The organism is Pseudomonas sp. Hp2 (assembly GCF_006386585.1).
Classification (GTDB): Bacteria; Pseudomonadota; Gammaproteobacteria; order Xanthomonadales; family Xanthomonadaceae; genus Pseudomonas_S; species Pseudomonas_S boreopolis.
Genome location: NZ_VAHJ01000001.1, coordinates 85,190 through 103,344 on the forward strand (window position 1 = coordinate 85,190; position 18,155 = coordinate 103,344).

The following is an 18,155-nucleotide window of genomic DNA, read 5'->3' on the forward strand; positions in this document are numbered from 1 at the left end:
TGGGGACTCGGGAGAGGCGCGCATCCTTGCGTGCTTATCCGTGGGAGCGGCTTCGGCCGCGATGGGGCTTGCATGCAGGTCCCTCTGCAACAGCCTGCACATCCCTGTGCAAACCCATAGCGGCTGAAGCCGCTCCCGCACGAGCCGCTCCCGCGATGAATCCGTACTTCTTTGAGCTCCTTCCCCCATGCCCTCTTCATCGCGCCTGATCGCCGCCAAGACCCTGCTGCACGCCCTCGCGATCGCGCCCGCCGCATGGCTGGCCTGGCAGTTCTGGCAGGTGTGGCAGACCGGCAGCGATGCGCTCGGCGCCGATCCGGTGGCGGAAATCGAGCATCGCACCGGGCTGTGGGCGCTGCGCTTGCTGCTGGTCACGCTGGCCCTGACGCCGCTGCGGCAATTGACCGGCCAGGCCGTGCTGATCCGCTTCCGGCGCATGTTCGGCCTGTACGCCTTCTTCTACGCGACGCTGCACCTGGCCGCCTATCTGGCGCTGGACCTGCGCGGCTACTGGACGCAGATCTTCGAGGAGATCCTCAAGCGCCCCTACATCACCGTGGGCTTCGCGGCCTGGCTGTTGCTGGTGCCGCTGGCGATCACCTCGACCCAGGGCTGGATGCGCCGGCTCAAGCGCGCCTGGGGACGGCTGCACAAACTGGTCTACGCGATCGGCCTGCTCGCGGTGCTGCATTTCTGGTGGGTGGTGAAATCCGACATCCGCGAACCGGCGATGTACGCGGCGATCCTGGCCGTGCTGCTGGGCTGGCGCGGCTGGAGATGGTTCAGCGCGCGCCGAACCACAGCAGCGCGCTGAGCGCCGCCGCCAGCAGCAGCGCGCTCAACAGCAGCCACGGCCAGCGCGCGACCTTGACCGGCCGCACCCCGCCCGCCTGCGGGTGTCCCGGAGCGACCGGTGGCGGCTCGTCTTCCTCGCCGGCCGGCAGGTCCATCGCGGGCGGCTGCAGCGGCGCCTCCAGCACGAACCGGTGCCGCGCATCGAACGCGACCTGGTCGCCGGGTTGCAGCCAGCAGTCGCGGACCGGCACGCCGTTCACCAGGCTGCCGTCCTCCGACCCGAGATCGCGCAGCAACACCTTGCCGTCGTGCAGTTCGACGCTGGCATGGCGCGGCGCGAACGCGGGGTCGTCCACGACGATGTCCGAAGCGGGATCGCGCCCGATCACCCGCGGCGATTGCAGGGTGAAGCTGCGGCCATGGTGCGGCCCGCCCACCCCGCGCAGCAGCACGCCCGGATCGGACTCGCCCGGCTGCGCCGGTTCGGGCACGCGGCCCGCCGGCACCGCGGCGCCCCGCACCAGCATTTCCACGCCGTCGGCATAGACCGCGTCGCCGGCGCGCAGCAGCGCCATGCGCCGGACCGGGCGGCCGTTGACGTGGATGCCGCGCACGCCGTTGGCGACCTGCAGCCACAGGCCGCGCCGGTCCAGGCAGAACTGCGCGAGCAGCAACGCGCCCTGGGTGTCCTCGGCCAGGCGAACGCTGCCGCTGGCATGGCGGACCACCTTGTGGACGCCCGGCGTGAGGGAATGGTCCGGCTGCTGCCGGTGGGTGAAATGGACTTGCAGATCGCGCACCGCGGCAGACTAGAGCGTGCGCAGGCCTTTGGGAAGAGAGGCGTTGCCGCCCGGACAGGAAGCCGCGCGCGGCGAAGTGGCACAATGCGCGGCTCCCTTCAGCCAGGCCCGCCCATGTCCAGCATCGACATCCGCCAAGACCATGCCCTGAGCGCCGAGCAGGCGCGCACCGCCATCGACGAGGCGGCGCGCAAGCTCGACGAGCGCTTCGGCCTGCGTTCGAGCTGGAACGGCGACCGGCTGGACTTCTCCGGCTCCGGCGTAGACGGCGCGATCGAGCTGCTGCCCGGGCAGGTGCGGGTGACCGCCACGCTGGGGTTCCTGCTTTCTGCGATGAAGGGCATGGTCGAAGCGGAAATCCGCCGCGTACTGGCGGAAAAGCTGGGTCCCGCATCCTGAAGGATCCCTGCACGCTCCGTCGCGGTTTCACCCCGCCGATGCAGCGGCGGGATTAGCGTGAGGGCTTCCATCGTCCGATGAGGAGTCCCCATGACCACGACCCGGAACGCCAGATCCCATACCGACGACCACGACGACCGGGGATTCCAGGCCCAGGCCAGTCGGTTCTCGCGCAAGCTCGGCGAGTCGGCCGAGCAGGTGTGGCTCGCCGGGCTCGGCGCGTTCGGCCGCGCGCAAAGCGAAGGCAGCCGCCTGTTCGAATCGCTGGTGAAGGAAGGCGCCACCTACCAGCGCGAAGGCAAGCGCCGGGCCGAGAGCGGCGCGGACGCGATGCGCGACCAGGTGGAAGCCGGCCTGGGCCAGGCTCGCGAGAGCTGGCATCGGCTCGGCAAGGCCTTCGACGAGCGGGTGAAAGGCGTGCTGCACGCCTTGCAGGTGCCCGATCGCGCGGAGGTCGAGAACCTGCGTGCGGAAGTGGAGTCGCTCAAGGCGCAGTTGCATGCGGCCCAGGTGCGCGCACGCCGCGCCGGCCGCAGTTCGCGTGCCCGGAGCACGCCGGCCGACCACCGCACGCCTCCGCAGGCGCCGCCTTCCCCGGGCGAATAGGCGCTTGTTGCAAAGCACAAAATGTTTGCCCACAATCGGACCCGACCCGCCAGTCCACCAGAAGACCGTCTGCTCCCCTCCCCTTTCGGCTTCGGACTGGCGGGTTTTTTATGCCTGCGTTCCCGCGCCCGGTCGCGGCATGACAGATCAAGGAACGCTTCCCGGGGCCGATATACTTTTCGCGCTGCGATATTTTTCGGCCAGGGAGTTTTATGTCTGCGTGGATCCTCGCGTTTGCGACGGCCGCGGCGGTTTGGACCATCACGATCCTCCATCTCTGGCTGTTCCGCCGACGCCGCGACGAGACGCGTGCCGGCCTGGCGGCCCTGGCAAGCCTGCACTGGCGGGACTTCTCCGAGATCGTGCACCGCGCCCTGGGCGAACGACGCGGCTGGCAGGCCGACCCGGAACGGCACGACGACCCGCCGGGCGCGGATTTCCTGATGCGCGACCGCCATAGCGGCGAGCGCTGGATGGTCTCCTGCAAGCACGGTTGCACCTACCGCATCGGCACGGTCGCGGTGAGCGAGCTGGGCACCCTGCTGCGCCTGGCCGGGGCCCGGGGCGGCGTGCTGGTCACCGAGGGCAAGGTCGAACGCGAGGGCCTGGCCGCAGCCGGGAAGCAGTCCATCGAGGTCCTGGACGGCCATCGCGCCTGGCCGATCCTGCGCGCGTACCTGCCAGGCGGGCTGGAAGACGACGTCGTCGAAGGCGCCCGCCGGCGCGCGTGGCGGCACACCGTCGTCGCCGGCATCGTCGCGCTCGGTATCGGCTTGCTGGCCGGGCTCGGCTGGCTGTCCACCCATCGGCCGGCCACGCCGGAAGCGCCCTTGCGGGAAGCCGTCGCGCCTCGGCCCGCGCCGCCGCCGGCTATGCCGGCCGGACAAGCGGCATCGGCAACCGCTCCTGTCCGCCCGATGCAGGCTACCGCCGAACCGGACGACGCCACGCTGGACCGCTACCAGCAGGCGGTATCGCGCGCCCTGACCGGCGTGCCGGGCGTCGTCCGCGGCATCTGGATGACCCGGATGACGCTCGCGGTCGACCGGACCGGCGGGGATGCCGAGATCTGGCCGTCCATCTGCCGGGAGCTGGAACGCTATCCGGTATTGCGCACGGTGCGCGTGCAGCTCAATCCACGCCCCGAGATCGACGAGCCGGTGCGCTGGCGCCAGTGCGCGACCTTCTGAGCGCTTCCGGAGGCTCAAGCCGGCCGTCGTCCCGCCGATACCAGCCAGGCTCCCCCCGCTTCGCGCAGGAACTCCCCGGATGGTCATCGGCAGCACAGCCTCCCCCGGCGGCCAAGCCGCCCCTCTCGCCCATGCCCGCGCCCTGGCGGCCGCCGCCAAGCGCGGCGACGAGCCCGTGGCCAAGGACGAGCAAGGCGACGGCACCTCGGGGCTCCAGGCGGTGCATTCGATCGTGGCCGGTGCGCTGGGGCTGGAAGACCCCACCAAGGCCAGGCCCGAGGCCGAGAAGAACGAGTACTACACCGCGGGCAAGTGGCTGGCCGCGGCCGGAACCGTGGGCACGATCCTGTCGGTGCTGGCCTAGGGCCTTCCACGGCAGGCGGCCGAGGGTTCCCGTCCGCTCGGCGCGTCCTAGCGCATCCCGGGCGCGAAGCGCGCCACCAGGTCGTACGCACTGCCCAGGAACACCTGCCTGACGTAGGTCACCGGTTGCTCGCCGCGCCAGGTGTGCCGGTCGATCACCAGGCAGGCCGTGCCGGCCGGCACGCGCAGGCGCTCGGCCTGGACCGCGTCAGCGTTGATCGCGCCGATGCGGTGCTGCGCGCGCGTCCACGGCACGTGGCGCAACAGCCAGCTGCCCGGCGCGGAGGCCGCGAAATCCTGCTCCAGCGCCTCCGGCACGGTCTCCGTGTCGATCAACCGCTCTTCCAGCGCGAACGGCCGGCCGTCGGCGAGATGCAGGCAGTGCAGCGACAGCAGCCGCGCGCGGCTGCCGAGTTCGCGCTCCTGCGGGACCGAGGCACGCGCCTTGCGCAGGCTGCGCGCGATCAGCTCGAACCCATAGGCATGGCCGCGCGAGGTCACCTCCACCTCGATGTCCGGGATGGCCAGCGCGACCTGCTCGATGTGCGGGTGCGGGCGCGCGACGAACGAGCCGGCACGGCGGCGGCGCTCGATCATGCCGGCGTCGGCCAGCAGGCCCAGCACCTTGTTCACGGTCATCCGCGAGCAGCCGTACTGCGCCATCAGCGCGTGTTCGGACGGCACGCGGTGGCCCGGCGGCCATTCGCCGCTGTGGATGCGCGCCTCGATGTCGCCACGGATGCGCTGGTGCAGCGTGGTGGCCGTGCTGCGGGATGTCGGGGATGCGGCGGACATGCGGCGTCCATTCTCCGGGGCCGGCATTGTGCCTCTCCCGCCGGCGCGCGAGCGCTGCGCGGTCACGCGGCCACCAGCACGCGCGCCAGCGCCTGCCGGTAGCGGGCGGCGACCTGCTCGCGGCGGACGTGGCGTCCCTCGTCCACCCATTGCACGCCGCGCCGCCATACCGAGCGTACAGCGCCGCCGCGCGCGGCGAACAGCCAGCTGTCGAGCAGCGCGTCGCCCTCGCGGCCGGCCAGCGAGGGATGCCGCAGGTCCAGCTCGACGACGTCGGCCGGAGCGCCGGCCTGCAGGCCCGCCGCCGCGCCCAGCGCCTGCCCGGCGCCGGCGAGCGCGTGCTGGTACAGCCAACGTCCGCTCGACATGCCCGCGTCCGGCACCACCACGTTGCGGCCGCGCGCATGCAGGCGCTGGCCGTACTCGAGCAGGCGCAGTTCCTCGGCGGCGTCGATCAGCACGTTGGAATCCGAGCCGACGCCGAAGCGACCGCCGGCGCGCGCGAACTCGCGCATCGGGAACAGCCCGTCGCCCAGGTTCGCCTCGGTGATCGGGCACAGGCCGGCGACCGCGCCGCTGGCGACGATCCCCGCCATTTCCTCCGGCGTGACATGGGTGGCATGCACCAGGCACCAGCGCTCATCCACCGGCGCGTGCGCCAGCAGCCACTCGACCGGGCGCTGCCCGGACCAGGCCAGGCAGGCCTCGACCTCGCGCAACTGTTCGGCGATGTGGATGTGCACCGGCCCGGCGTTGAGCGGCAGCAGGGCCGACAGCTCTCCGGGCGTCGCCGCGCGCAGGCTGTGGGGAGCGATGCCGAGCACCGCGTCGGGGATGCCGGCGAGCACGGCGCGGCAGCGCTCCAGCAGGCGCGCGAAGCCGTCGATGTCGTGGATCAGGCGGCGCTGGGCGGGGTTCGGCGGCGCGCCGCCGAAATCGGCGTGCGCGTAGAACACCGGCAGCAGGGTCAGCCCGATGCCCGAGGCCTGCGCCGCCGCGGCGATGCGCGCCGACATTTCCGCCGGATCGGCGTACGGCGCGCCATCCGGCGCGTGGTGCAGGTAGTGGAATTCGCCGACGCGGGTGAAACCCGCCTCCAGCATCTCGACGTAGGCCTGCTCGGCGATGGCCTGCAGGCTGTCCGGATCCAGGCGTTCGAGGAAGCGGTACATCAGCTCGCGCCAGCTCCAGAAGCTGTCGCCGCTCGCACCGCCGATCTCGGTCAGCCCGGCCATGCCGCGCTGGAACGCATGGCTGTGCAGGTTGCCCAGGCCGGGCAGCGCCACCTGCAGGCGGATGTCGCCGTCCGCGGCAGGCACGCCGGCCTCCACCCGGGCCAGGCGTCCGCCCGCCACCTGCAGGCGCACGTCGCGGGCCCATCCCTGCGGCAACAGGGCGCGTTCGGCCCACAGATGCCGTGCGTTGTCGTCGTGCTGCACTGCCACTGGACGCCCTCCTCGAACCGAATTTATTGTATAGACATATCACGAACCGCGCCGGACCACGACATGCACTGCGACACGCTCTGGCACAACGCGCACCTGCTCACGCTCGACGCCGCCGACGGCGGCCTGGGCATCGTCCCCGACGGCGTGGTCGCCAGCCTGGACGGCCGGATCGCCTACGCCGGCCCGGCCGCGGGCGCGCCCGCGCTGGCGCCGACCGAGCGCATCGATTGCGGCGGCCGCTGGATCAGCCCGGGGCTGGTCGACTGCCATACCCACCTGGTCTACGCCGGCAACCGCGCCAACGAGTTCGAGCAGCGCCTGCAGGGCGCCAGCTATGCCGACATCGCGCGCGCCGGCGGCGGCATCGTCTCCACGGTGCGCGCCACCCGCGCCGCCGACGAGGCGGCGCTGGTCGCCGCATCGCTGCCGCGCCTGGACGCGATGCTCGCCGAGGGCGTCACCACGATCGAGATCAAGTCCGGCTACGGGCTCACGCTGGAGGACGAAACCAAGCAGCTGCGCGTGGCCAGGCGACTCGGCGAGCTGCGCGGCGTGGACGTGGTCCCGACCTTCCTCGGCGCGCACGCGGTGCCGCCCGGGCGCGAATCGCAGGACTACGTCGACGAGGTCTGCGCGACGATGATCCCGGCGATCGCCGCGCAGGACCTGGCCGAAGCGGTGGACGTGTTCTGCGAGGACATCGCGTTCTCGCCCGCGCAGGCCGAGCAGGTGTTCGCCGCCGCGCGCGCCGCCGGGCTGGCGATGAAGATTCATGCCGAACAGCTCAGCAACCAGCATGGCGCGGCGCTGGCGGCGCGCTTCGGCGCGCTGTCGGCCGACCATATCGAGCACCTGGACGCCGACGGCATCGCCGCGATGGCGGCGGCCGGCACCGTCGCGGTCCTGCTGCCGGGCGCGTTCTACTTCACCCGCGACACCCGGGTGCCGCCGATCGCCGGATTGCGCGCGGCCGGCGTGCCGCTGGCCCTGGCCACCGACTGCAACCCGGGCACCTCGCCGCTGACCAGCCCGCTGCTGGCGATGAACATGGGCGCGACCCTGTTCCGCCTGACCGTGGCCGAATGCATCGCCGGCTTCACCCGCGAAGCGGCGCGCGCGCTCGGCCGCCACGAGCGGATCGGCCGGCTGCGCGCCGGCCTGCAATGCGACCTGGCGATCTGGGACATCGAGGCCCCGGCCGACCTGGTCTACCGGATCGGCTTCAACCCGCTGCACGCGCGCGTCCATCGCGGCGGCCGGGCATGACCCCGCCGCTTCCGCACCGCCTTCCATGATCCACGGAGCAACCGCATGAATTCCCCCCTGGGCGCGAATCCCTCGCAAGCGCCGCGCACATCCCCGTACGCGGCCCCGATCCTGCTGCACCCCGGCGCGGTCACCCTCGCGCAGTGGCGCGCCATCTACCGCGGCGCGGGCATCCAGCTCGATCCGGCCTCGGCCGCGGCGATCGCGCGCAGCGCGCAGGCCGTGGACGCCATCGTCGCCAAGGGCGAGCCGGTCTACGGCATCAACACCGGCTTCGGCAAGCTGGCGACGGTGCGCATCGAGCGCGACGACCTGCAGACGCTGCAGCGGAACATCGTGCTCTCGCATGCGGCCGGCGTCGGCGAGCCGATGCCGGCCGCGGTCGTGCGACTGATGATGGCGCTCAAGCTCGCCAGCCTGGCCCAGGGCGCCTCGGGCGTGAAGCCGGAGACGATCGCGCTGCTGGAAGCGATGCTGCAGCGCGACGTGGTGCCGGTGGTGCCCTGCCAGGGCTCGGTAGGCGCTTCCGGCGACCTGGCGCCGCTGTCGCACATGGCCGCGGCGATGATCGGCACCGGCGAGGCGTTCCTGCGCGGCGAGCGCATGCCCGCCGCCGATGCGCTGCGCCAGGCCGGGCTCGCGCCGCTCGTACTGGGCGCCAAGGAGGGCCTGGCGCTGCTCAACGGCACCCAGTTCTCCACCGCCTATGCGCTGGCTGGGCTGTTCGAGATCGAGGCGGTGTTCCAGGCCGCGCTGGTCGCCGGCGCGCTCTCGACCGAGGCGGCCAAGGGTTCGGACACGCCGTTCGACCCGCGCATCCATGCGCTGCGCCGCCAGCCGGGCCAGGTCGCGGTGGCCGAGGCGCTGCGCAGGCTGATGGCCGGCTCGGCGATCCGCGAATCGCATCGCGAGAACGACGTGCGCGTGCAGGACCCGTACTGCCTGCGCTGCCAGCCGCAGGTGATGGGCGCCGCGCTCGACGTGATCCGCCAGGCCGCGCGCACGCTGGAGACCGAGGCCAACGGCGTATCCGACAACCCGCTGGTGTTCAGCGACACCGGCGAGGCGCTGAGCGGCGGCAACTTCCATGCCGAGCCGGTGGCGTTCGCCGCCGACATGCTGGCGATGGCGGTATGCGAGATCGGCTCGATCAGCGAGCGTCGCATCGCGATGCTGGTCGATCCGGCGCTGTCGGGCCTGCCGGCGTTCCTGACGCCCCGGCCCGGGCTCAACTCCGGCTTCATGATCCCGCAGGTCACCGCCGCGGCGCTGGTCTCGGAGAACAAGCAGCGCGCCCATCCGGCCAGCGTGGACTCGATCCCGACCTCGGCCAACCAGGAAGACCATGTGTCGATGGCCGCGCACGGCGCGCGCCGGCTGCTGGCGATGGCCGGGAACGCGGCCAACGTGGTCGGCATCGAACTGCTCGCCGCCGTGCAGGGCTGCGACTTCCACGCGCCGCTGCGCTCCAGCGACGCGCTGGAGGCGGCGCGCGCCTTGCTGCGGGCGCAAGTGCCGGCACTGCAGGAGGACCGCTATTTCCATCCGGACATGCTGGCGGCGACCGGACTGGTGCGCTCGGGCGCGCTGGCGGACTGCGTCGGCTTGGCGTTGCCGGGCGTTTCCCCGGAAGCACGGACATGATCGCGTTCCGCGGTCTCTTCGCCCACGAGGGAAGTGCCCGCAAGGCCTGCGTCCAGCCGAGCGGGAATCGGAAGCGGGCTCCCGCCCCTCATCCGGCGCTTCGCGCCACCTTCTTCGGCAAGCAGGAGAAGGACCGGCTCCGTCGCCATTCGGACGTGCCAGCAGACGGAGGCCTTCGCGTTGCACCGAGTTGCCTTTCCTTGTGCGGCCGCGCGGAAAGGCATGTCCCGATCCAAGCCAGGAGACGCGCATGACATCCCTTCCCGATTGGCTCGAACTCCACCGCGGCGAAGCCCCGCTGATCGTGAGCTTCCCGCATACCGGCACCGAGCTGCCGGCGAGCGAGGCCGCCGGGTTCGCATCGCCCTGGCTGGCGCGCCGCGACGCCGACTGGTGGGTGCACCACCTCTACGACTTCGCCCAGGCATTGGGCGCGACCACGATCCGCACATCGGTGTCGCGCTCGGTGATCGACGTCAACCGCGACCCCAGCGGCGCTTCGCTCTATCCCGAGCAGAACACCACCGGCTTGTGCCCGCTGACCACCTTCGACGACGAGCCGCTGTACAGGCCCGGCGCCGAGCCCGACGAGGCCGCGATCGCGCGCCGCCGCGCTGCCTGGTTCACGCCCTACCACGACGCCCTCGCAAGCGAGATCGCGCGCCTGCGCGGCAGGCACGGAAGGATCGTCGTCTACGACGCGCATTCGATCCGCTCGCACATCCCGCACCTGTTCGACGGCGAATTGCCGCAGTTCAACATCGGCACCAACGGCGATACCAGCTGCGACGACGCGCTGACCGACGAGGTCGAGCGCATCTGCCGCGCCAGCGGGCTGGGCACGGTGCGCAACGGCCGGTTCAAGGGCGGCTGGATCACCCGCCACCATGCCGATCCGGCGCGCGGCGTGCACTCGATCCAGATGGAACTGGCCTGCCGCGGCTACATCGACGAGCCGGCCGTGCCGTCGCCGGACAACTGGCCCACGCCCTGGGACCCCGAGCGCGCAGCGCCATTGCGCCAGGTCCTGCAACAGGTCCTGGCCGCCTGCATCGCGTTCGCGGCGTCCCCGCGGGACGCCGCCCCTTCCCCGTACTGACCCGCGCCCTGCGCGCGGCCCCGCCAATCCAAGGGACACCGTATGACGACCCGCCGCGATCCATCCCGCAAGATCCACGCGCCGACCGGTACCACGCTCAGCGCCAAGAGCTGGCTGACCGAAGCGCCGCTGCGCATGATCCAGAACAACCTCGATCCGGACGTCGCCGAGCGGCCGGAGGAACTGGTCGTCTACGGCGGCATCGGCCGCGCCGCGCGCGACTGGGAGTCGTTCGACACCATCATCGAAACGCTCAAGCGCCTGGACGACGACCAGACCCTGCTGGTGCAGTCGGGCAAGCCGGTCGGCGTGTTCCGCACGCATCCCGACGCGCCGCGCGTGCTGATCGCCAACTCCAACCTGGTGCCGCGCTGGGCCAACTGGGACCACTTCAACGAGCTGGACAGGAAGGGCCTGGCGATGTACGGGCAAATGACCGCCGGCAGCTGGATCTACATCGGCGCGCAGGGCATCGTGCAGGGCACCTACGAGACCTTCGTCGAGATGGGCCGGCAGCACTACGGCGGCGACCTGTCCGGCAAGTGGCTGTTCACCGGTGGCCTCGGCGGCATGGGCGGCGCGCAGCCGCTGGCGGCGGTGATGGCCGGCGCCTCCTGCCTGGCGGTGGAATGCCGCAAGAGCAGCATCGACATGCGCCTGCGCACCGGCTATCTCGACACCTGGACCGACTCGCTGGACGAGGCGCTGCGCCTGATCGGGGAATCCTGCAAGGCCAGGAAGCCGACTTCCGTCGGCCTGCTCGGCAACGTCGCCGACGTGCTGCCCGAACTGCTCCGCCGCGGCATCAAGCCGGACCTGCTCACCGACCAGACCTCCGCGCACGACCCGGTCAACGGCTACCTGCCGCTGGGCTGGAGCGTCGAGCAATGGGACGACAAGCGCGCATCCGCGCCGAAGGAAGTGGAAGCGGCCGCGCGCAAGTCGATGGCGGCGCACGTGCAAGCCATGCTCGGCTTCCACCGGCTCGGCGTGCCGACCGTGGACTACGGCAACAACCTGCGCCAGATGGCGCTGGAGGAAGGCGTAAGCGATGCCTTCGACTTCCCCGGCTTCGTGCCCGCCTACATCCGCCCGCTGTTCTGCCGCGGCATCGGCCCGTTCCGCTGGGCCGCGCTGTCGGGCGATCCGGAGGACATCCGCAAGACCGACGCCAAGGTCAAGGAGCTGATCCCGGACAACCCGCACCTGCATCGCTGGCTGGACATGGCCGGCGAGAAGATCAAGTTCCAGGGCCTGCCGGCGCGCATCTGCTGGGTCGGCCTGGGCGATCGCGACCGGCTCGGCCTGGCGTTCAACGAGATGGTGCGCAACGGCGAGCTGAAGGCGCCGGTGGTGATCGGCCGCGACCACCTGGATTCCGGCAGCGTGGCCTCGCCCAACCGCGAAACCGAGGCCATGCGCGACGGCTCCGATGCCGTCTCCGACTGGCCGCTGCTCAACGCCCTGCTCAACACCGCGTCCGGCGCGACCTGGGTGTCGCTGCACCACGGCGGAGGCGTCGGCATGGGCTTCTCGCAGCATGCCGGCATGGTCATCGTCTGCGACGGCAGCGAGGCCGCCGACCGGCGCATCGCCCGGGTGCTGTGGAACGATCCCGCCACCGGCGTGATGCGGCATGCCGATGCCGGCTACGACATCGCCGTGCAGTGCGCGAAGGACAAGGGACTGGACCTGCCGGGCATCCTGGGCTGATCGTCCCTGCCTGGCCCCGCCGGACCGGATCCTTCCGCGGAAGGATCCGGTCCGGAAGCGCCGCACGGGCGCTAAACTTGCGCCCCTGATGAGCACGCAGCCCCTTCCACGCACCGTCCAGGCGACCCGCTACGTCACGCCCCTGCGCGAGGGCGGCTCGCTGCCGGCCATCGTCGAGGCCGACGACGACGGCCTGTACGTGATGAAATTCCGCGGCGCCGGCCAGGGCCCCAAGGCGCTGGTCGCCGAGCTGATCTCCGGCGAGCTGGCGCGCGCGCTCGGCCTGCCGGTGCCGGAGATCGTATTCGTGGAGCTGGACACCGAGTTCGCCCGCACCGAGCCGGACCCGGAGATCCAGGACCTGATCCGCGCCAGCGAGGGCCTCAACCTGGCGCTCGACTACCTGCCCGGCGCGATCAACTACGACCCCGCGGCGATGCGCCCGGACGCCGCGCTGGCTTCGCGCATCGTCTGGTTCGACGCCTTCGTCAGCAACGTCGACCGCACCACGCGCAACACCAACCTGATGGTCTGGCATGACCGCCTGCACCTGATCGACCACGGCGCCTCGCTGTACTTCCACCACGACTGGGCCAATGCCGCCGGCGCCGCCGCCAAGCCGTTCGCCCTGGTCCGCGACCACGTGCTGCTGCCGTTCGCAGACGGCATCGCCGCGGCCGATGCCGAGCTCGCGCCGCGGCTGGACCAAGCGACGATCGAGCGCATCGTCGCGCAGGTCCCGGACGGCTGGCTGTTGCCGGACCCGGCCTTCGCCGACGCCCAGGCGCAGCGCCGGGCCTACGTCGAACACCTCGTGCAGCGCCTGGCCCAGCGCCAGGTCTTCGTCCAGGAGGCCGTCCGTGCCCACGCCGCACACGTATGACTACGCGATCATCCGCGTGGTACCGCGGGTGGAGCGCGAGGAATTCATCAACGTCGGCGTGATCGTGTCCTGCCCCGGCGCGCGCCGGCTGGAGGCGCGCATCGAACTGGACGAGGCGCGCCTGCGCGCGTTCGCGCCGGCGCTCGATATCGACGCGCTGCTGCCCTACCTGCGGGCGATCGAAGCGATCTGCCGCGGCGATGCCGGGGCCGGCCCGATCGCCGCGCTGCAGCCGCGCGCGCGCTTCCACTGGCTGACCGCCAAGCGCAGCTCCATCGTGCAGGTGTCGCCGGCGCATGTCGGCCGCACCCTGTACCCGGAGCGGATCGTCGAGCATCTCCTGGAACGGATGGTGCGCGTACCGCGCTAGTGCGTGCTGCGCATGCGCAGTAACGGACGGTATACGCGCAACCCACTGCCCCTAACGGGTAGTTGCACATCGCGCCCTGCATACCCTCTTTCCCGTCGTTCCCGCGAAGGCGGGAACGACGGGTTTGAAATCAAGGCAATGTCTGGATCGCAACGCGGATGCCGGAATACCGAAAGCGCTACTGCCCCGGCGGCTTCCCCGTGGGCGCTGCCGGCACAGGCTTTCGAATCGCGGGAATCGGCGAAATGCCCGTCTCGGGCGATGGCATCCGGGTGAGCTGGATGCGGTCGTCCACCGTCGTGCCCTGCGCCGTTTTTCCGGCGATGCGGATGTCATTGGTGCCGATAACCAGCGGGACATCGCTCCACTGCGCGACGTGGTCGACCACCGGCGTCTGTCCGAACATGCGTCCGTTGATGGTCAACGACACCTCCGCCAGATTGCTGAAGGCGGCAATATCCACCTTGTCCTCGTAACGCACCGCCAGGCGCCGGTCCAGCAGGTGCACCATCGGCCTGGCGCTCCAGTTGGCCTGGTACCAGAAATAGGCATCCTTGCGGACGCTGCGGTCGTAGCTGACCAGCCCCTTGTCGTTGATGCCCGGCCGGTCGCCCTCGTGGCGGCCATCGGAGGCCAGGTCGAACGCGACCCACACGAAGGCGCCGGACAGGCCGTGCTGGTCGCGCAGGTCGCGCCAGTTCTGCACGTGGTAGCGGGTCTGGGCCTGCTCCGGATGCCAACCGCTCTGCGGCACGTTCCTGTCCGGCGGCGGCACCTGTTGTTGCAACGGGCTGCCGCCGGCGCCGTACTCGCTCACCATGAAGGCGCGCTCCGGGAACGCCGACCGGTAGCGCTCCGCCCAGGCGCGCATGGTGTCGGTCTGCTCGGGATACCAGCCGAAATAGCGGTTGAAGCCGATCACGTCGGTGATCGCCGCCTTGGGATCGTCGTCGCGCTGGCAGCAGTGCGCGTAGGCCGTCGGGCGCGACGGATCGAGTTCGTGCGCCAAGTCGTTCATGCGGCGCAGGAACGCCGCCACGTCGGGCGTGGTCGCGTAGACCTCGTTGCCGATGCCCCACAACACCACCGAAGGATGGTGGTAGTTCTGCCTGACCAGCTCCCTGAGCTGGGCCGACGCATTGTCGAGGAACCGGGCGCTGTCCTGGATCACCCCGTTGATCGGGATCTCCGTCCAGACCGCGATGCCGTGCCTGTCGGCGTAGTCGTAGACGCTTTGGGGATGCTGGTAGTGCACGAGGCGCAGCGCGGTCAGCCCGAGCTCGTCCATCGCCTGCATGTCCGCGGCCACGTCGGTTTCGGCGACGGCGGTGCCGCGCCCCGGTCGCTGGGGATGGAAGAGGTTCACGCCATGCAGCGGATACGGTTTGCCGTTGAGCACGAAGCCGTCGCGCGGATCGAACCGGATGGTGCGCAGGCCCAGCGGAACGCGCACTTCGTCGCCCGAATCCAGGCGCGCGGTCACCGTATACAGGTAGGGATCCGCCCGGCCCTGCCACAGGCGCGGGCGGGCGATGGCCAAGGGCAGGTCGAGCGACGCCGTCGAGCCCGCACCGACCCGGAGCTGCCGTCGCGCGCTGGCGACGGTATTTCCCTCGGCGTCGTCGATCGTGACGCTCACGTTGGAACGGCGCGCGCGCGCCTCGTCGTTGCGCAAGGCGACGCGGATGGAAAGCGATGCCCGGTCGTCCGAAAGCGAGCGCGTGGACGCATAAACGCCGGGGCCGCCGTGATCGGCCAGGTCGATATGCAGCGCCGGGACCTCCACGATCGACACGCCGCGATAGAGCCCGCCGAACACCGTGAAATCGCCACCGAGCGGCGCGATGGGCAGCGATGCCGCATTGTCGGTGCGGACCGCGATGAGGTTCGCTCCCACCTTCAGCTGCGGCGTGATGTCGAACCGGAACCGGGCATAGCCGCCCTCGTGCCGCCCGACATGCCGGCCATTGACCCATACGTCCGCGGCCAGCGCCGCGCCGTCGAATTGCAGCCACACGCGCCGGTCGGCGGGAAGCGAGGGCACCTGCAACGCGCGCCGGTACCATCCTGCGCCCCGGTAGTAGCCGCCGCCGTCCTCGCCATCGGCGGCGTTGTAGGTATGCGGCAAGGTGACCTCGGCCCACGGGCCGTCGTCGAAATCCTCCCGCGCCGCATCCGCCGCATCGGCGCGGAGGAAGCGCCACCCCGCATCGATCGGGACCTGCGTGCGCGACGGCGGGACGTCGCCGGGCGCCCCGGCGTTCTCGGCGGCCATCGCGATGGACGCGTGGACGCATCCCCATGCCAACGCCACGATCAACGACATCGCACTGAGGAATGCGAACCTCCGCAATCCGGCCCTCCGGCCCCCGTCACTCCCGACTCTCGCCCGCATGTCTCCCCTTCCCTCCGACGGCTCCGACGGCGAAGCCCGGGCACAGACCATAAGCGCCCGAGGGCGGCCCTGCCTAGGGCGCCGTGCCCGACCGCGGATCGGGAGGGTCCTCAGCGCGGCGCGGTGCCCGCCCGCTGCATGGCGTCTTCGGGCAAGGCCGGCAACGACGGCACCGCGACCCGCACCAGCGTGCCCGCATGGTCGATGACCACCGTGTCGGCCTCGATCGCCTGCAGCTTCGCCGAAGGCCCCAGGCTCTCGCCGACCACGTAGGCCTGTTCGGCGCCACCGTTGACCGAAAGCACGGCCACGTCGCGGCCGGCCCCGTGCACCAGGCCATTGGCGCGCACGTCGAGCGTGGCCGCGGCCGGCTCGAACCAGTGCGCCATCGCCCGCGCGGCCTCGCGCACGCCGCCGGGAACCGCACCGGCCGGCCCGGCGGGCGCCGGTGCCGGGAACGGCCGCAGCAACATCCAGCCCCACCCCGCGAGACCCGCCACGGTCCCTGCCACGCCGAGGCAAAGCAATGCGGAAGGCAGCGCCGACTGGCCGAATCTCATCACCGAACCCCGAGTTTCCCGCCTGGGATCGCCGACGCTAGCACCCGCCGCTGACGGGAATGTTTCATACGCCGATCATATTCGCCGGCTAGCCTGATCGCCGGTCGACACGGGACATGGATGCGCCATGAGCAGCGCCCTGCCTTTCCTGCCCGCCCGCCGGCGCCAGCGAGGATTCACCCTGATCGAACTGATGATCGTGCTGGTCATCGTCGGCATCGGCACCACCGCGATCACCCTGAAACTGACCCAGGACCCGGCGCGCGCATTGCGCCTGGAAGCGCAGCAACTGGCACAGGCGCTGGTCGTCGCGCAGAGCGTGGCCCGCATCGACGGCCGGCCGATCGTCTGGCTGGCCGACGGCGAAGGCTACCGCTTCGTCCGTGCCGGCACGCTCCCGGAAAGCGGGCGCCTGCGCTCCGCCCAGGCACCGGACGCCTTCGCCCGCGACGACGTGCTGCGCGCCCGCGCATGGCGCTCCGCCGGCACCCGGGTATCGCCGCAGCCGCGCCTGTTGGTGACGCCGGAATGGATCGGCCCGAGCTGGCGGATCCGCTTGTCCGATGGCAACGCCAGCGTGGACATCTCGCGCGACGCCTCGGGGCGGCTCTCGATCCATTGACGCCGATGCCGCCCGGTCCTCGCCCGCCCCATCCGATGCGCCGCCGGCCTGGCGGCTTCACCCTGATCGAAGTCATGATCGCGCTGGCCATCGTCTCGATCGCGCTGGTGGCGATCATGCGCGCGATCGGCGTGTCCACGTCCAACCAGGGCCTGCTCCGCGACCGCGCCCTGGCGTTGATGGCGGCCGAGAACCGGCTGGCCGAGCTGCAGTTGAGCCCGCCACCGCCGGGAACGCTGCGCGTCGCCTGCCCGCAGGGGCACCTCCGGTTCGATTGCGTGCAGCACGTGACGCGCACCGCACCGGGCGAGTACGCGATCACCGTCGAAGTCCAGGACGACCTCCGTCGCCGGTTGGCCACGCTCGACCTGGGGGGCACGCAGCGATGAACGGCGTGCGCCCCGGCTCGCCGGGCTTCACCCTGATCGAAGTGCTGGTCGCGATCGTCCTGCTGTCCGTCATCAGCCTGATCAGCTGGAAAGGCCTGGACAGCGTCGCCCGCTCGAGCCAGCGCCTGGAGCGGTCCGGCGAGCAGAGCACGGCCATCCTGCGCACGCTGCGCCAGTTCGAGCTCGACGTGGCCGCGCGCGCCACGACCGAACTGCCGCCGCTGGACAACGGCGAGCCCGCGGAGGTGGACGAGGACGGGCGTCCGATCCCGCGGCGATTGCTGCCGGACGCCATGGTCAGCACGCGCCAGGGCCTGGCGCCGCTGCGGATCGAGATCGTGCGCCGCGCCGCCGACGGCGATGGCCGGTGGCAACGGGTCGCCTGGTGGCGCCAGCGCGACACCTTGTACCGCGCGGCCGCGCGTGCCTCGGACCGGTTCCCGCTGCCGGCACCGGCCAGCGCCGAGGCGGTGGCAGTACTGGAAGGCGTATCCGATTTCGAAATCCGCGCCTGGGAGCCCGACCACGGCTGGCAGCGGCTGCCGTCCAGTACACCGGCCAGGCAAGCGACCGGACTGGAAGTGACGCTCGGCCAGCGCGACGAGCGCGGCAATGCGGTCTATCGGCGGGTATTGCTGCTCTAGAACCGGCATCTCAGGAATGGCGCGGCCGCGTGGCATGAACGCGCTCCCGGCGACCGCAAAGGCGCTCGATTCCCGCCAGCGCGGGGATGGCGTCGCATGGGACGACGCGTATCCGTGGTTTCCCGATGGGGAAGCCATCGCGGCTTGGGGCGCTCCTGAAAAAAAGCTCCGCCA

General features: G+C 71.2%; 19 protein-coding genes. 14 read left to right on the plus strand and 5 right to left on the minus strand.

The annotated features are described in order from the left end of the window. Nucleotides 1-187 precede the first annotated feature (187 nt). A complete protein-coding gene (gene msrQ / locus FD678_RS00410) occupies nucleotides 188-814 on the plus strand; it encodes a protein-methionine-sulfoxide reductase heme-binding subunit MsrQ (RefSeq protein WP_140718641.1) in 627 nt (208 codons plus the stop codon). On the opposite strand, the gene FD678_RS00415 is transcribed toward msrQ, so the two are convergent. Beyond that, a complete protein-coding gene (locus FD678_RS00415; RefSeq protein WP_140718642.1) occupies nucleotides 783-1,595 on the minus strand; it encodes an FHA domain-containing protein in 813 nt (270 codons plus the stop codon). The genes msrQ and FD678_RS00415 overlap by 32 nt on opposite strands. A gap of 114 nt (nucleotides 1,596-1,709) precedes the next feature. Here FD678_RS00415 and FD678_RS00420 point away from each other — a divergent pair, with 114 nt between their 5' ends. The 4 genes from FD678_RS00420 to FD678_RS00435 all read left to right on the plus strand — a co-directional run bounded on the left by FD678_RS00420 (nucleotide 1,710) and on the right by FD678_RS00435 (nucleotide 4,154). Further along, the gene (locus tag FD678_RS00420) at nucleotides 1,710-1,994 is read left to right on the plus strand and encodes a polyhydroxyalkanoic acid system family protein (protein ID WP_140718643.1); all 285 of its coding nucleotides are present in this window, start codon (nucleotides 1,710-1,712) and stop codon (nucleotides 1,992-1,994) included. 90 nt (nucleotides 1,995-2,084) lie between these two features. Continuing rightward, nucleotides 2,085-2,600, plus strand: coding sequence for a phasin family protein (locus tag FD678_RS00425; protein WP_140718644.1), 516 nt, complete (start codon nucleotides 2,085-2,087; stop codon nucleotides 2,598-2,600). 212 nt (nucleotides 2,601-2,812) lie between these two features. Then, nucleotides 2,813-3,790, plus strand: coding sequence for a restriction endonuclease (locus FD678_RS00430; RefSeq protein WP_140718645.1), 978 nt, complete (start codon nucleotides 2,813-2,815; stop codon nucleotides 3,788-3,790). A 79-nt stretch (nucleotides 3,791-3,869) separates the two neighbouring features. Next, nucleotides 3,870-4,154 carry a hypothetical protein gene (locus tag FD678_RS00435; protein WP_140718646.1) on the plus strand — a complete coding sequence of 95 codons (285 nt, stop codon included), beginning with the start codon at nucleotides 3,870-3,872 and terminating at the stop codon, nucleotides 4,152-4,154. A 47-nt stretch (nucleotides 4,155-4,201) separates the two neighbouring features. Here FD678_RS00435 and hutC read toward each other — a convergent pair whose 3' ends face one another. Together hutC and FD678_RS00445 are read right to left on the minus strand one after the other, a co-directional pair. Beyond that, nucleotides 4,202-4,948 (minus strand): histidine utilization repressor, encoded by a 747-nt coding sequence (gene hutC / locus FD678_RS00440; RefSeq protein WP_177497474.1) that lies wholly within the window; start codon nucleotides 4,946-4,948, stop codon nucleotides 4,202-4,204. A gap of 62 nt (nucleotides 4,949-5,010) precedes the next feature. Beyond that, the gene (locus FD678_RS00445) at nucleotides 5,011-6,393 is read right to left on the minus strand and encodes a formimidoylglutamate deiminase (RefSeq protein WP_256661820.1); all 1,383 of its coding nucleotides are present in this window, start codon (nucleotides 6,391-6,393) and stop codon (nucleotides 5,011-5,013) included. A gap of 63 nt (nucleotides 6,394-6,456) precedes the next feature. Here FD678_RS00445 and hutI point away from each other — a divergent pair, with 63 nt between their 5' ends. From hutI to FD678_RS00475, 6 genes are all read left to right on the plus strand, one after another. Next, a complete protein-coding gene (gene hutI / locus FD678_RS00450; RefSeq protein WP_140718647.1) occupies nucleotides 6,457-7,662 on the plus strand; it encodes an imidazolonepropionase in 1,206 nt (401 codons plus the stop codon). Nucleotides 7,663-7,707: 45 nt separating this feature from the next. Beyond that, nucleotides 7,708-9,306 carry a histidine ammonia-lyase gene (gene hutH / locus FD678_RS00455; RefSeq protein WP_140718648.1) on the plus strand — a complete coding sequence of 533 codons (1,599 nt, stop codon included), beginning with the start codon at nucleotides 7,708-7,710 and terminating at the stop codon, nucleotides 9,304-9,306. Between the two features lie 250 nt (nucleotides 9,307-9,556). Continuing rightward, nucleotides 9,557-10,405 carry an N-formylglutamate deformylase gene (gene hutG, locus FD678_RS00460; protein WP_140718649.1) on the plus strand — a complete coding sequence of 283 codons (849 nt, stop codon included), beginning with the start codon at nucleotides 9,557-9,559 and terminating at the stop codon, nucleotides 10,403-10,405. A 42-nt stretch (nucleotides 10,406-10,447) separates the two neighbouring features. Then, nucleotides 10,448-12,118, plus strand: a complete 1,671-nt coding sequence (gene hutU, locus FD678_RS00465) for a urocanate hydratase (RefSeq protein WP_140718650.1) — start codon at nucleotides 10,448-10,450, stop codon at nucleotides 12,116-12,118. 88 nt (nucleotides 12,119-12,206) lie between these two features. After that, the gene (locus FD678_RS00470; protein ID WP_140718651.1) at nucleotides 12,207-13,001 is read left to right on the plus strand and encodes a HipA family kinase; all 795 of its coding nucleotides are present in this window, start codon (nucleotides 12,207-12,209) and stop codon (nucleotides 12,999-13,001) included. Next, nucleotides 12,979-13,371, plus strand: coding sequence for a DUF3037 domain-containing protein (locus FD678_RS00475; RefSeq protein ID WP_140718652.1), 393 nt, complete (start codon nucleotides 12,979-12,981; stop codon nucleotides 13,369-13,371). The genes FD678_RS00470 and FD678_RS00475 overlap by 23 nt, the downstream gene beginning before the upstream one ends. A 178-nt stretch (nucleotides 13,372-13,549) precedes the next feature. Here the strand turns inward: FD678_RS00475 and FD678_RS00480 are convergent, their stop codons facing one another. Both FD678_RS00480 and FD678_RS00485 read right to left on the minus strand, forming a co-directional pair. Further along, nucleotides 13,550-15,697, minus strand: coding sequence for a glycoside hydrolase family 2 protein (locus FD678_RS00480; RefSeq protein ID WP_177497476.1), 2,148 nt, complete (start codon nucleotides 15,695-15,697; stop codon nucleotides 13,550-13,552). Nucleotides 15,698-15,876: 179 nt separating this feature from the next. Beyond that, the gene (locus FD678_RS00485) at nucleotides 15,877-16,326 is read right to left on the minus strand and encodes a type II secretion system protein N (protein WP_140718654.1); all 450 of its coding nucleotides are present in this window, start codon (nucleotides 16,324-16,326) and stop codon (nucleotides 15,877-15,879) included. A 127-nt stretch (nucleotides 16,327-16,453) separates the two neighbouring features. On the opposite strand from FD678_RS00485, the gene gspH reads away from it, so the two are divergent. The 3 genes from gspH to FD678_RS00500 are packed head-to-tail and all read left to right on the plus strand — an operon-like array spanning nucleotide 16,454 to nucleotide 17,981. Then, complete coding sequence (gene gspH / locus FD678_RS00490) at nucleotides 16,454-16,948, plus strand: type II secretion system minor pseudopilin GspH (protein ID WP_140718655.1); 495 nt, start codon at nucleotides 16,454-16,456, stop codon at nucleotides 16,946-16,948. 35 nt (nucleotides 16,949-16,983) lie between these two features. Beyond that, nucleotides 16,984-17,337, plus strand: a complete 354-nt coding sequence (gene gspI, locus FD678_RS00495; RefSeq protein ID WP_140718656.1) for a type II secretion system minor pseudopilin GspI — start codon at nucleotides 16,984-16,986, stop codon at nucleotides 17,335-17,337. Beyond that, nucleotides 17,334-17,981, plus strand: coding sequence for a prepilin-type N-terminal cleavage/methylation domain-containing protein (locus FD678_RS00500; RefSeq protein ID WP_140718657.1), 648 nt, complete (start codon nucleotides 17,334-17,336; stop codon nucleotides 17,979-17,981). The genes gspI and FD678_RS00500 overlap by 4 nt, the downstream gene beginning before the upstream one ends. Nucleotides 17,982-18,155 lie beyond the last annotated feature (174 nt).

Bases quoted from the DNA above. Each gene is read 5' to 3' on its own strand.
- msrQ (WP_140718641.1), top strand. From the start codon at position 188: ATGCCCTCTTCATCGCGCCTGATCGCCGCCAAGACCCTGCTGCACGCC.
- FD678_RS00420 (WP_140718643.1), top strand. From the start codon at position 1,710: ATGTCCAGCATCGACATCCGCCAAGACCATGCCCTGAGCGCCGAGCAG.
- FD678_RS00425 (WP_140718644.1), top strand. From the start codon at position 2,085: ATGACCACGACCCGGAACGCCAGATCCCATACCGACGACCACGACGAC.
- FD678_RS00430 (WP_140718645.1), top strand. From the start codon at position 2,813: ATGTCTGCGTGGATCCTCGCGTTTGCGACGGCCGCGGCGGTTTGGACC.
- FD678_RS00435 (WP_140718646.1), top strand. From the start codon at position 3,870: ATGGTCATCGGCAGCACAGCCTCCCCCGGCGGCCAAGCCGCCCCTCTC.
- hutC (WP_177497474.1), bottom strand. From the start codon at position 4,948: ATGTCCGCCGCATCCCCGACATCCCGCAGCACGGCCACCACGCTGCAC.
- hutI (WP_140718647.1), top strand. From the start codon at position 6,457: ATGCACTGCGACACGCTCTGGCACAACGCGCACCTGCTCACGCTCGAC.
- hutH (WP_140718648.1), top strand. From the start codon at position 7,708: ATGAATTCCCCCCTGGGCGCGAATCCCTCGCAAGCGCCGCGCACATCC.
- hutG (WP_140718649.1), top strand. From the start codon at position 9,557: ATGACATCCCTTCCCGATTGGCTCGAACTCCACCGCGGCGAAGCCCCG.
- hutU (WP_140718650.1), top strand. From the start codon at position 10,448: ATGACGACCCGCCGCGATCCATCCCGCAAGATCCACGCGCCGACCGGT.
- FD678_RS00470 (WP_140718651.1), top strand. From the start codon at position 12,207: ATGAGCACGCAGCCCCTTCCACGCACCGTCCAGGCGACCCGCTACGTC.
- FD678_RS00480 (WP_177497476.1), bottom strand. From the start codon at position 15,697: ATGTCGTTGATCGTGGCGTTGGCATGGGGATGCGTCCACGCGTCCATC.
- FD678_RS00485 (WP_140718654.1), bottom strand. From the start codon at position 16,326: ATGAGATTCGGCCAGTCGGCGCTGCCTTCCGCATTGCTTTGCCTCGGC.
- gspH (WP_140718655.1), top strand. From the start codon at position 16,454: ATGAGCAGCGCCCTGCCTTTCCTGCCCGCCCGCCGGCGCCAGCGAGGA.
- gspI (WP_140718656.1), top strand. From the start codon at position 16,984: ATGCGCCGCCGGCCTGGCGGCTTCACCCTGATCGAAGTCATGATCGCG.
- FD678_RS00500 (WP_140718657.1), top strand. From the start codon at position 17,334: ATGAACGGCGTGCGCCCCGGCTCGCCGGGCTTCACCCTGATCGAAGTG.